At 73.6% G+C, this 12,460-nt stretch carries 9 protein-coding genes; 4 read left to right on the forward strand and 5 right to left on the reverse strand.

All coding sequences use genetic code 11. The annotated features are described in order from the left end of the window. Window positions 1-195 precede the first annotated feature (195 nt). Both ACNJ93_RS10805 and ACNJ93_RS10810 read left to right on the forward strand, forming a co-directional pair. Window positions 196-1,242, forward strand: a complete 1,047-nt coding sequence (locus ACNJ93_RS10805) for a LacI family DNA-binding transcriptional regulator (RefSeq protein WP_418957164.1) — start codon at window positions 196-198, stop codon at window positions 1,240-1,242. Window positions 1,243-1,283: 41 nt separating this feature from the next. Then, a complete protein-coding gene (locus ACNJ93_RS10810) occupies window positions 1,284-1,850 on the forward strand; it encodes a Uma2 family endonuclease (RefSeq protein WP_418957165.1) in 567 nt (188 codons plus the stop codon). Here ACNJ93_RS10810 and ACNJ93_RS10815 read toward each other — a convergent pair whose 3' ends face one another. Together ACNJ93_RS10815 and ACNJ93_RS10820 are read right to left on the reverse strand one after the other, a co-directional pair. Further along, complete coding sequence (locus tag ACNJ93_RS10815) at window positions 1,851-2,411, reverse strand: AAA family ATPase (RefSeq protein WP_418957166.1); 561 nt, start codon at window positions 2,409-2,411, stop codon at window positions 1,851-1,853. A gap of 40 nt (window positions 2,412-2,451) precedes the next feature. Next, window positions 2,452-3,432 (reverse strand): EamA family transporter, encoded by a 981-nt coding sequence (locus ACNJ93_RS10820; RefSeq protein WP_418957167.1) that lies wholly within the window; start codon window positions 3,430-3,432, stop codon window positions 2,452-2,454. Between the two features lie 92 nt (window positions 3,433-3,524). On the opposite strand from ACNJ93_RS10820, the gene ACNJ93_RS10825 reads away from it, so the two are divergent. Together ACNJ93_RS10825 and ACNJ93_RS10830 are read left to right on the forward strand one after the other, a co-directional pair. Further along, complete coding sequence (locus ACNJ93_RS10825; protein WP_418957168.1) at window positions 3,525-4,436, forward strand: LysR family transcriptional regulator; 912 nt, start codon at window positions 3,525-3,527, stop codon at window positions 4,434-4,436. 234 nt (window positions 4,437-4,670) lie between these two features. Further along, a complete protein-coding gene (locus ACNJ93_RS10830) occupies window positions 4,671-6,491 on the forward strand; it encodes a glycoside hydrolase family 3 protein (RefSeq protein WP_418957169.1) in 1,821 nt (606 codons plus the stop codon). 66 nt (window positions 6,492-6,557) lie between these two features. Here ACNJ93_RS10830 and ACNJ93_RS10835 read toward each other — a convergent pair whose 3' ends face one another. The 3 genes from ACNJ93_RS10835 to ACNJ93_RS10845 form a co-directional block, all read right to left on the reverse strand. After that, entirely contained in the window at window positions 6,558-8,003 is a 1,446-nt protein-coding gene (locus ACNJ93_RS10835) for a S28 family serine protease (protein WP_418957170.1), read from the reverse strand. A 99-nt stretch (window positions 8,004-8,102) separates the two neighbouring features. After that, window positions 8,103-8,459: a hypothetical protein gene (locus ACNJ93_RS10840; RefSeq protein ID WP_418957171.1), complete on the reverse strand. Its 357-nt coding sequence runs from the start codon at window positions 8,457-8,459 to the stop codon at window positions 8,103-8,105. A gap of 194 nt (window positions 8,460-8,653) precedes the next feature. Further along, the gene (locus tag ACNJ93_RS10845; RefSeq protein ID WP_418957172.1) at window positions 8,654-12,409 is read right to left on the reverse strand and encodes an ABC transporter ATP-binding protein; all 3,756 of its coding nucleotides are present in this window, start codon (window positions 12,407-12,409) and stop codon (window positions 8,654-8,656) included. Window positions 12,410-12,460: the final 51 nt, after the last annotated feature.

The following is a 12,460-nucleotide window of genomic DNA, read 5'->3' on the forward strand; positions in this document are numbered from 1 at the left end:
ACGGCGAGGCGACCGGGGACGGGGGACGGGGGACGGCGAGGCGACCGGGGGCGGGGGACGGGGGACGGCGAGGCGGCCGGGCGCACGCGAGGCGAGGAAACCCGGCGATAGAAAGCGCTTTCTACGTCGGGTGACGCTAGCCTGCCGACGGCACCCCGGACAAGGGGTGCGCCCGACTCTCCCCGGAGGTACGCGATGACCGTCACGCTGGCGGACGTGGCCGCGCGGGCCCGGGTGTCCCCGGCCACCGTCTCCCGCGTCCTGAACGGCAACTACCCGGTCGCCGAGGCCACCCGGGAGCGGGTGCTGCGGGCCGTGGACGAGCTGGACTACGTGCTGAACGGGCCCGCGAGCGCGCTCGCCGCCGCCACCTCCGACCTGGTGGGGGTGCTGGTCAACGACATCGCGGACCCCTTCTTCGGGATCATGGCGAGCGCCGCGCAGAGCGCGATCGGCGCGAGCGCGTCGGGGCGGGCCGGCGGCGAGAAGCTGGCCGTGGTCTGCAACACGGGCGGCTCCCCCGAGCGGGAGCTGATGTACCTGACGCTGCTGCAGCGCCAGCGGGCCGCGGCGGTGGTGCTGACCGGCGGCTCGTTCGAGGACCCGGAGCACCTGGCGGCGACCGCGGCGAAGCTGGCGCGGCTCGCGGAGGCGGGGACGCGGGTGGTGCTGTGCGGGCGGCCGCCGGTGCCGGGGGACACGACGGCGGCGACGCTCGCCTTCGACAACCGGGGCGGGGCGCGGCGGCTCACCGAACACCTGCTGGAGCTGGGCCACCGGCGGATCGGGTACATCACGGGCCCCGACCGGTACACGACGACCCGGCACCGCCTGGAGGGCCACCGCGCGGCCCTCGCGGCGGCCGGCCTCGGCGACGCGCCCACGGTGCACGGCCCGTACGAGCGGTCCGCCGGCTACGACGCGGCGCGCGAACTGCTGCGCCGCGACCCGGACCTGACCGCGATCGTCGCGGCCAGCGACACCGTCGCGCTGGGCGCCTGCGCGGCGCTGCGGGACCTGGGCCTGAGCATCCCCGGCGACGTGTCGGTGACCGGCTTCGACGACCTGCCCTTCGCCATCGACACCGCCCCCGCCCTCACGACCGTCCGCCTCCCCCTCCAGGACGCGGGCCGCCGCGCCGGCCTCCTGGCCGTGGGCGCCCAGGACGTGCCGCCGGGCGGCGTGGAGACGGTCGGGGCGGAGGTGGTCGTCCGCGGCTCGACGGCGCCGCCGCGGGGGTAGCCGCCCGCTATCGTGGGAAGTGACGGCATTCGGAGGCCCGCATGACGACGATAGAGATGGACGTCCAGAGCGCCTGGGACGCGCTGGAGAACGCCATACTGCCCAGCGGCTACCGCGTCGAGATCACCGAGGGAAAGATCATCATGACGCCGCAGGGCGAGTGCCAGTCGGACATCCTCATCGAGGCGGCGCCGCAGATCAAGAAGCAGCTTGCCGGGCAGGGCAAGGTGCTCTCGGACGTCATGATCGACTTCCCGTCCCGTCTGTACGGCTACGCACCCGACCTCGCAGTCGTCGCCCCGGGATCCGAGCGCAACAGCCGCGGTCGCTTCGAGTGGCACAGCCTCGAAGCCGTCATCGAGGTCCTCTCCAAGAGCACCCGCGACAACGACTTCACCAAGAAGCTCCGCATGTACGCCGAGTGCGCCATCCCGCTCTACGTGATCATCGACCCGTCGGACGGCACCTGCACGATCCACAGGCACCCCACCCGTCGGGGCACCTACGACGAACTGGAGCAGATCTCCTTCGGCGAGGACCTCGTGCTTCCCCTCGAAGGGCGCGAGATCGTGGTCAGGACGGACGGATTCCCCCGCGACGACTGCTGATCAGACCCGGGGGCCGGGCACGAGGCCGGTGGCCTCCAGGACCGCGTCCACGGTCTCGTCGACGGTGAGGGCCGCGTTGTCGACCCAGACGCCCTCGGCGGACAGTTCGTCGCGCATCGCCTCGTCCAGGAAGGTCCAGTCGGTGGTGAGGCGCTTGTGCCGGGCGTTGTTGCGCTCCCATGCCGTCTCGGGTCCCGGGGCCAGGAACACCGGGTGGAAGGCGTGCGCGTCGAGGCGTTCGCGGTAGAACGCGAAGTGGCTGCGGCGGACGACGACGTCGTCGACGACCGGCAGGAAACCCGCGGCGGTGAAGCTCTCCGCGAGCAGGCAGGCGTGGCGGGCGCGCAGGAAGATCTGCCGGTCGGCCTCCGGGTCGCCCTCGGGCGTGGGCCAGTGGCCGCCGGAGACGATGAGCGACTGGAGTTCGTCCACCTCGACGTGCGCGGAGCGGGCGAAGCGGGCAGCGAGCGCCGCCGCCACGGTGGTCTTGCCGCTGCCGGGGATCCCGCTGAGCAGGACGACCCCGGGGGCGGGGGCACGGTCGATGGCTACGCGTTCCATGACGCACACCGTACGGCCCCCCGCCCCGGCGGTGGGCCGGTCAGCGCGTCGACGGGCCGGGCGCCGCAGCGGCGGCCGGGGCCGTGTCCGGCGCCGTGACCGTGTCCGTCGCCGTGGCCGCGAGGACGGGCTCGTCGGAGGGGCCCACCGGGGCCGGTCGGCGGGCGCCGCCGAACCTCAGGGAGGTCAGGGCGACTCCGCCGACCAGGAGGGCCGCGGCGCACCAGCGGAGCGGGGTGACGGACTCGTCCAGGAACAGGGCCGCCGAGGACATGCCGAAGACCGGGACCAGCAGGGAGAACGGGGCCACGGAGGAGGCCGGGTAGCGGCGGAGCAGCCACGACCAGGCGCCGAAGCCGAAGACGGTGGTGATCCAGGCGACGTAGACGATCACGCCGGCGCCGGTCCAGTCGAGCGCCCGCAGGGCCGCGAGGTCGCGGTCCGGGCCCTCCAGGAGGAGGGAGAGGGCGATCAGCGGCAGGACGGGGACGGTGCACGTCCAGACCATGAAGTTGAGCGCGTCCGGCGGGGCGGCCTTGCGGGTCAGGACGTTCGACACGCCCCAGCAGGCCGCGGCGGCGACGCAGAGGCAGAAGCCGGCGAGCGGCCCGGAGGCGCCCTCGTCGTACGCGGCGACGCCGATCCCGGCGAGCGCCACCGCCATCCCCGCGACCTGGAGCGGCCGGGGCCGCTCGCCCAGCGCGACGAAGGCGATCAGCGCCGTGAACACCGCCTGCACCTGCAGGATCAGGGAGGACAGCCCGGCCGGGGCACCCAGGTCCATGCCGGTGAACAGCAGGCCGAACTTGGCCACGCCGAGCGTCAGTCCGACGGCGACGATCCACTTCCAGGCGACCTTCGGCCGGCCGACGAGGAAGACGGCGGGCAGGGCGGCGGCGAGGAAGCGCAGGGCGGAGAAGAGCAGCGGCGGGAAGTGGTCGAGGCCGATCTCGATGACGACGAAGTTGACCCCCCAGACCGCGGCGACCAGCGCGGCGAGGGCGATGTGTACGGGGCGCATGACGTCGAGCATCGCCCGCGCCGACCGTGTAGCACCAGCTCCGGTTTCTTCATGGTTGGATGAAGCGGTCCTAATGATTGGGAGGGGTTGCCGTGCTCGATCTCGGCCGGCTCCGCGCACTGCACGCCGTCTCCGTGCACGGCAGCGTCGGCGCGGCCGCCGCGGCGCTCGGCTACACGCCGTCCGCCGTCTCGCAGCAGATCGCCAAGCTGGAGCGGGAGACCCGCACGACGCTCCTCGAACGCCAGGGCCGGGGCGTGCGGCTCACCGACGACGCGCACCAGCTGGCGCGGACGGCCCAGCAGTTGCTGGCGCTCGTGGAGGAGGCGGAGGTACGGCTGGAGGAGCGCCGGGGGCTGCCCTCGGGGCGGCTCGCGATCGGCTGCTTCGCCAGCGCCGCGCGGGGCCTGATGCCGGGGGCGCTGGCCGAGCTGGCGCGCCGTCACCCCGCGCTGGACGCCCGGCTGACGGAGGTGGACCCGCACCTGTCGGTGGACCTCGTGGCGCGCGGGGCGCTCGACCTGGCGGTCGCGCACGACTGGGACATCGCGCCGCTGCCGACGCCGCCCGGCGTCGAACAGGCCGTCATCGGCGACGACCTGTGCGACGTCCTCGTCCCGCGCGGCCACCGGCTCGCCGCGCGCGAGCGGGTACGGCGGGAGGACCTGGCGGACGAGCGGTGGATCACCCAGCCGCCGGGGACCGTCTGCCACGACTGGCTGGTGCGGACGATGCGGGGGGCCGGCTGCGAGCCGCGGATCGCGCACCAGGCGGAGGAGAACCACACCCAGGTGGCCTTGGTGGCCGCGGGTCTCGGCGTGGCGCTCGTCCCGAGGCTCGGGCGCGGGACGCTGCCCCCGGAGGTCGCGGCGGTACGGCTCGACCCGGTGCCGAAGCGGCGGCTGAGGGCGCTGTGGCGCGCGGGCGCGGCCCGCCGGCCCGCGATCCGCGAGACGGTGGACCTGCTGCGCGAGCGCTGGCCCTCGGTCGCCTCCGCCGCCTGAGCCTCAGGAGGTCGCCTCCGCCGCCTGAGCCGCCGAAGCGGCCCGCACCGCCGTGAACGGAGCCCCTCGGCGGGCGGGAGAACGGGCGGGTGAACGGGGTGAATGGGCCGTCGGGGGCGGTCGCTTCTGCGCGGGTCCTTGACCTGGCAGTTACTTTCGGGCTAACCCTGCACCTTGGAAGTTTCCTTCAGAACCCTCCCCGCCCCACCACCAGCACGGCCGGAAGGAGCACCAGTGCACCACCGCGCCACCTCCCGACGCACCCTCCTCACCGCCTCCGCCGCGGCAGCCGTCGCCGCCGTCACCGGCGTCGGCCTGCCCGCCGCCGGCGCGTCCGCCACGGGCCACGACCACGAGCTGAGAGCCCGCATCGCCCGCATGTCGCTGGAGGAGAAGGTCGGCCAGCTCTTCGTCATGCGGGTGTACGGCCACTCGGCCACCGCGCCCGACCAGGCGGACGTCGACGCGAACCTCAAGGAGATCGGCGTCCGCACCGCCGCCGAGCTGATCGCCCGGTACCACGTCGGCGGCATCATCTACTTCTCCTGGGCGCACAACACCCGCGACCCGCACCAGATCGCCGAGCTGTCCAACGGCATCCAGCGCGCCGGTCTCGCCCAGCCCACCCCGCTCCCGCTGCTCATCTCCACCGACCAGGAGCACGGCATCGTCTGCCGGGTCGGCAAGCCCGCCACCCTCCTGCCCGGCGCGATGGCGCTCGGCGCGGGCGGCTCGCACGCGGACGCGCGCAAGGCCGCGCAGATCGCCGGCACCGAGCTGGCCGCCCTCGGCATCCGGCAGAACTACGCGCCCGTCGCCGACGTCAACGTCAACCCCGCCAACCCCGTCATCGGCGTCCGCTCCTTCGGCTCCGACCCGCAGGCCGTCGCCGGCCTGGTGGCCGCCCAGGTGCGCGGGTACCAGAGCGGCGGGGTGGCCGCGACCTCGAAGCACTTCCCCGGCCACGGCGACACCGCCACCGACAGCCACTACGGCCTGCCGACCATCACCCACACCCGCGCCCAGTGGAACGAGCTGGACGCCCCGCCGTTCCGCGCGGCCGTCGCGGCCGGCATCGACTCGATCATGACGGCGCACATCGTCGTCCCCGCGCTCGACCCGAGCGAGGACCCGGCCACCCTGTCCCGCCCGATCCTCACCGGCATCCTCCGCGAGGAACTCGGCTACGACGGCGTCGTGGTCACCGACTCGCTCGGCATGGAGGGGGTGCGGACGAAGTACGGCGACGACCGCGTCCCCGTCCTCGCCCTCAAGGCGGGCGTGGACCAGCTGCTCAACCCGCCGAAGCTGGACGTCGCCTGGCACGCGGTGCTGAACGCCGTGAAGAGCGGCGAGCTGACCGAGGAACGGCTCGACGAATCGATCCTGCGCATCCTGCGGCTCAAGGCGAAGCTGGGCCTGTTCCGCGACCCGTTCGTCAAGCACTCCGACATCGACCTGCGCGTCGGCACCGCCGCCCACCGCGCCGCCGCCGACCGGATCGCCGAGGAGACCACGACGCTCCTCGTCAACGAGGGCGGGCTGCTGCCGCTCGACCGCCGCACCCACTCCCGGGTGCTGGTCGTCGGCGCCGACCCGGCCTCCCCGTCCGGCACCACCGGCCCGCCGACCGCCACCCTGGCCGGCGCGCTCGCCGAACTGGGCTTCACCACCCGCGCGCTGTCCACCGGCATCACCCCGACCGCGGCGCGGATCGAGGAGGCCGTGGCCGCCGCGGCCGGGCAGGACGTCGTCGTCGTCGGCACGTACAACGTCACCGCCGCCAGCCCCCAGCGGACCCTGGTGTCCCGGCTCGTCGCCACCGGGGTCCCCGTCGTCACGGTCGCGATCCGCAACCCGTACGACGTGGCCCAGCTCGCCGGCCAGCGGGCGACCGTCGCCGCGTACTCCTGGACGGACGTCGAACTGCGCGCCGCCGCACGGGTGATCGCGGGCGCCGCCCGGCCGCAGGGCCGGTTGCCGGTGCCCGTGCTCCGCGCGGGCGAGCCGGCGAAGGAGCTGTACCCGGTGGGGTACGGGCTGTCCTACCGCTGAGCACCCGGCCGACGACGCGCGAGGGGCCGCGCCCGCACCACGGACGCGGCCCCCCGGTGCACCGCCCTACGGACGGCGCGCGTGCTGCCGGATGACCTCCGGGTCGGCCGTGTCCAGCGCCGCGTCGAAGCGGGCCAGCGGCTGCGCCGCCGCGGCCGCCGGGGCCTCGACGCCGGCCCACGCCAGGATGCGGGCGGTGGCCTTCTCCCGGTCCGCGTCGGTCAGGGCCGCAACGCTCGCGCCGTGGTTGGCGCCGGGGGCCGTCATCACGTAGCTGTCCCGGGCCGACTTGCCGACGCGGAACGGCTCGGCGCCCCACGGGTCGTCGCCGCCGTAGACGAACAGCATCCGGTTCGCGTTCTTGCGGACCCAGTCGTCCACGTCGCGCATCACCCACGGCTTGAAGGTCATGGGGATGTCGCGCGGCACGAAGTTCCGGGCGGGCTGGTAGCCGTACCGGGACAGGCCGTCGAGGTGCGGCTGCCGGATGCTCGGCGAGCCGAGCTCGGTGGCCGCCTGGTAGTAGTACGGCGTGTACGGCTCCAGGCCCTGGTCGGTGTAGAACGACCAGCCGGAGTACGCGTCGATGGTGTCGTACACGGTGTCGTCGGTGGCCGTGGCGGCCTCCGGGATGCTCGCGCAGTCGGACTCGCCGTAGTACTGCCAGAAGCCCCAGACGAAGTCGAGGACGACGGCCTCGTACGCCTTGTCCAGGGAGCCGACCGTGTTGAAGGTCGCGCCCTCGCGGTCGGCCCACTCCTTGTACTTCTTCTGCAGCGGCTCGCGGCGGACCAGGGCCTCGCGCTGCAGCGCGTTCAGCCGGTCGCGGCACTCCTTGCTGCCGACGTTCGCCAGGAAGCGGTCGTACGCCGAGTCCTCGTCGTGCACCACGTCGTTGGGCGCCACGTACGCGACGACGCCGTCCATGTCGCGCGGGTAGAAGCGCTCGTAGTACGTGGCGGTCATGCCGCCCTTGGAGCCGCCGGTGGACAGCCAGTTCTTCGAGTAGATCGCCTTCAGCGCCGTGAAGATGCGGTGCTGGTCGCTGGCCGCCTGCCAGATGTTCAGCTTGCTCCAGTCGGCGGGCTGCGGCCGGGACGGGGTGAAGAACCGGTACTCCATGGAGACCTGGTTGCCGTCCACGATCCGGGTGGGCTCGCGCCGGCTGGGGTTGGTGCTCAGCCCGTAGCCGCTGGTGTGGAAGACGGTCGGCCGGGCGGTGTCCTTGTGCAGGACGGTGATCCGCTGCTGGAACGTGCCCGCGGACGGGCGCCGGTGATCCACCGGCTGCGTGTAGTTCAGGACGAAGAAGCGGTAACCGGCGTACGGCTTCTCCTCGATGAGGCTCATCCCGGGGATCGCCAGGATGCGGTCCTTGATGTCCGTGCTGTTCGCGTCCACGGACGTGGACGCGGGCTCGGCCGCCGGCTCGGCGGCGGTGGCCGCCCCGGTCGCCCCGACGGTACCCATGAGCACCGCGAGCGACAGGATCCCTGTCAGCGCCTTGCGCATTCACCCTCCCCTTGGTTCACAACGGTGTCGCGAACCTAGCGGGGGTAACGTGCGTACCGCCAGACCCAGTTGACCCTTACCTGTACCGTTTCCTCCGGTTCAGCACAGGATCCAGCCGGTCGAAGCGATGCGGCCGCCGACGTTTCCGGTGGCGCGGACGCAGCGGTTGAGGGCGTGGACGGTGACCGGTCCGGCCTGGCGGGTGAAGCGGCCCGCGTCCATGGCCGCCCGGCCGCCGCGCGGCTGCAGCGAGACGCTCATGTAGCGGAGTTGGCCCGGGGACTTGGACACGGCCATCGCGCAGGCGTAGTGGCGGGTGCGGTAGACGCGCAGCTCGCCGGTGGCGAAGGAGACGGTCTTGGCGGGCCGGCCGGTGCACACGGAGGCGGCGTCGGCGCGGGGCGCTCCGGGGGCGGCGATCGTCAGCGCGCCGGCCGCCAGGGACACGGCGAGCACCCGGGCGACCAGACGGCTGCCGAAACGGACCGGACCCCGGCCGTCCCCTCCGTTCCCGGCGCCTCGTCCGTCCCGTCCGCTCCGTATGGTCGTGCCGGTGCCGTCGAACACGTGGGTTCCCTCCCGCATCAGAGCCGTACGTGCGTACGACGCGGGAAGGGACCCTTCGGTTGCGTGGGGCGCTCGCGGACGGCTCAGACCCGCTGCGGCTCCTCCTCGCCGACGAACGTGCGCCACAGCGCCGCGTACCGGCCGCCGAGGGCCAGCAGCTCGTCGTGCGTGCCGTCCTCGGCGACCCGGCCGCCGGCCATCACGACCACCCGGTCCGCGCGGGCGGCCGTGGTCAGCCGGTGCGCGACGACCAGCGTCGTACGGCGGCCGGCCAGGCGGTCCGTCGCCGCGTTGACCTGTGCCTCGGTGGCCAGGTCCAGCGCGGCGGTGGCCTCGTCGAGGAGCAGCACGTCCGGGTCGACCAGCTCGGCGCGGGCCAGGGCGATCAGCTGGCGCTGGCCGGCCGACAGGTTCCGGCCGCGCTCGGCCACCTCGTGGAGGTAGCCGCCGTCCAGGGTGGCGATCATGTCGTGCGCGCCGACCGCGCGGGCCGCGGCCTCCACCTCGGCGTCGCTCGCGCCGGGCCGGCCGTACGCGATGGCGTCGCGGACGGTGCCGGCGAACAGGTACGCCTCCTGCGGGACGACCCCGAGACGGTGCCGGTACGCGGTCAGGTCGAGGTCCCGCAGGTCCGTGCCGTCGACGGTGACCCGGCCCTCGGTCGGGTCGTAGAACCGGGCGACCAGCTTGACCAGCGTCGACTTGCCCGCGCCGGTCTCGCCGACGAACGCGACGGTCTGTCCGGCGGGGATGCGCAGGTCGACGGCGGTGAGCGCGGCGCCCTCCCCGTCGCCGGCGTCGCTCCCGTACCGGAAGGAGACGTCCTCGAAGGCCAGCTCGCCGCGGAGCGCGGGCACCTCCAGCGGCTTCGCGGGCTGCGGCGTCGACGTCTTCTCCTGCAGCAGCTCCTGCATCCGCTTCAGCGAGACCGCGGCCTGCTGGTAGCCGTCGAAGACCTGGGAGAGCTGCTGCACCGGCGCGAAGAACAGGTCGATGTAGAGCAGGTACGCGACGAGCGCGCCGGTGGTCAGCGTGCCGGCCTCGATCCGGTGCGCGCCGACGATCATGACGGCGGCCGCGGCGACGGAGGACAGCAGGGTGACGAAGGGGAAGTAGACGGAGATGAGCCACTGGCCGTGCACCCGCGCCTCGCGGTAGGCGGTGCTGCGCTCGGCGAACCGGGCCGCGCCGTCCCGCTCGCGGCCGAAGGCCTGCACGATCCGCAGCCCGGAGACGGACTCCTGGAGGTCGGCGTTGACCACGCTGATCCGCTCGCGGGCCAGCTCGTACGCCTTCACGCTGGCGCGGCGGAAGAAGTACGTGGCGACGGCCAGAACGGGCAGGGTGGCGAAGACGACCAGGGCGAGCTGGAGGTCGAGCACCAGCAGCGCGACCATGATCCCGAAGAAGGTGACCACCGAGACGAAGGCGGTGACCAGGCCGGTCTGCAGGAACGTGGACAGGGCGTCCACGTCCGTGGTCATCCGGGTCATGATCCGGCCGGTGAGCTCGCGCTCGTAGTAGTCCAGGCCGAGCCGCTGGAGCTGGGCGAAGATCTTCAGCCGCAGCGAGTAGAGGATCCTTTCGCCGGTGCGGCCGGTCATCCGGGTCTCGGCGGTCTGCGCGGCCCACTGGACGAGCACGGTGAGCAGGGCGAGCGCGGAGGCGGTCCAGACGGCGCCGACGGCGAGCCGGTTGACGCCGTCGTCGATGCCGTGCCGGATCAGGACCGGCAGCAGCAGGCCCATGCCGGCGTCCACGGCGACCAGGCCGAGGCTGGCGAGCAGCACCCAGCCGAAGCCGCGGAGCAGCCGGCGCAGCCCGTACGAGTCCTCCGGGGCGACGGCCCGCGTCTCGTCGACGTCCGGGGTGTCGACGGCCGGCGGCAGCGCCTCGACGGCGGCGAGCAGTTCGGGGGTGGCGCCGGCGGTGTGGGCCTCCTCGGCGGCCTTCTCCTCGCGGACCCAGAGCGCGGGGGTCAGGCCGCGCTCGGCGTCGTACTCGGCGTCCAGCTCGGCGCGCAGCCGGCGGTCCTCGGGCAGCTCGTCGTCCTCGTTCCCGGCCGGCAGGACGTGGCCGGGCGAGACGCCGCCGAGCTCGTCGGGGTCGGTGAGCAGCCGGCGGTACAGCGGGGAGCGGAGCTCCAGCTCCTCGTGGGTGCCGATGTCGGAGAGCCGGCCGTCGTCGAGGACGGCGATCCGGTCGGCGAGGTTGAGAGTGGAGCGGCGGTGGGCGATGAGCAGGGTGGTGCGGCCGGCCATCACCGAGGCGAGCGCCTCGTGGATCTCGTGCTCCACGCGGGCGTCGACGGCGGAGGTGGCGTCGTCGAGGAGCAGCAGCCGCGGGTCGGTGAGGACGGCGCGGGCGAGCGCGATGCGCTGGCGCTGGCCGCCGGAGAGGGTCAGGCCGTGCTCGCCGACCTTGGTGTCGTAGCCGTCGGGCAGTTCGGCGATGAACCGGTCGGCCTGGGCAACGCGGGCCGCCGCCTCGATCTGCTCCTGGGTGGCGTCGGGCAGGCCGTACGCGATGTTGGCGCGCACGGTGTCGGAGAACAGGAAGCTGTCCTCGGGGACCATCCCGATCGCGGCGCGCAGCGAGGACTGGGTGAGCTCGCGGACGTCGTGGCCGCCGACGCGGACGGCGCCGCGGCTGACGTCGTAGAAGCGCGGCAGCAGCAGGGAGACGGTGGACTTGCCGGAGCCGGACGCGCCGACGACGGCGACGGTCTCGCCGGGGCGGATCCGCAGGGAGAAGCCGTCGAGGACGTGGCGCCCGTCCTCGTACGCGAACGACACGTCGTCGAACTCGACGGTGGCGGGGGCGTCGGCGGGCAGCTCCTCGGTGCCGTCCTGGATGGCCGGCTCGGTGTCGATCAGCTCCAGGACGCGTTCCACGCCGGCCCGGGCCTGCTGGCCGACGGTGAGGACCATGGCGAGCATGCGGACCGGGCCGACGAGGGAGGCGAGGTAGGCGGAGAAGGCGACGAAGGTGCCGAGGGTGATCTGCCCCCGGGTGGCCAGCCAGCCGCCGAGCGCCAGCACGGCGACCTGGCCGAGGGCGGGGACGGCCTGGAGGGCGGGGGTGTACTTCGCGTTCAGCCGGATGGTCCGCAGACGGCCGGCGAACAGCTTCCGCCCGGCCTCGCGGATCTTGCCGGTCTCCTGCTCCTCCTGCCCGAAGCCCTTGACCACGCGGACGCCGGTCACCGCCCCGTCGACCACGCCGGCCACGGCGGCGGCCTGCGCCTGGGCGTACCAGGTGGCCGGGTGCAGCTTGGTGCGGCTGCGCTTGGCGATGTACCAGAGCGCGGGGGCGACGGCGAGGGCGACGAGGGTCAGCGGGATGGACAGCCAGGCCATGACGGCCAGCGAGATCACGAAGAGCAGGATGTTGCCGATCGTCATCGGCAGCATGAACAGCAGGCCCTGGATCAGCTGGAGGTCGCTGGTGGCCCGGCCGACGACCTGCCCGGTGGACAGCTCGTCCTGCCGGCGCCCGTCGAGCCGGGTGATCGTGCCGAACATCTCGGTGCGCAGGTCGTGCTGCACGTCGAGGGCGAGCCGTCCGCCGTAGTAGCGCCGGACGTAGGTGAACGCGTAGACGAGCACGGCCGCGCCGATGAGCAGCCCGGTCCAGAGGCCCAGCGAACGGGTGTGCGCCCCGATGACGTCGTCGATGATCACCTTCGTGATCAGCGGGACGAGCGCCATCACGGCCATGCCCGCCAGGGACGACCCCAGCGCGAGCACGACGTTCAGCCGGTACCGCCACGCGTACCCGGCCAGCCTCCGCGCCCAGCCGTCCTCTTTCCGCCCCGCCTGTTTCCGCCCCGCCGCCACGTGCCGCCTCCGACCGTCTCCGCTGTTCTACCGGAAGGCACCAACGCACCC

This window comes from Streptomyces tritici (assembly GCF_048500665.1).
Taxonomy (GTDB): domain Bacteria; phylum Actinomycetota; class Actinomycetes; order Streptomycetales; family Streptomycetaceae; genus Streptomyces; species Streptomyces tritici.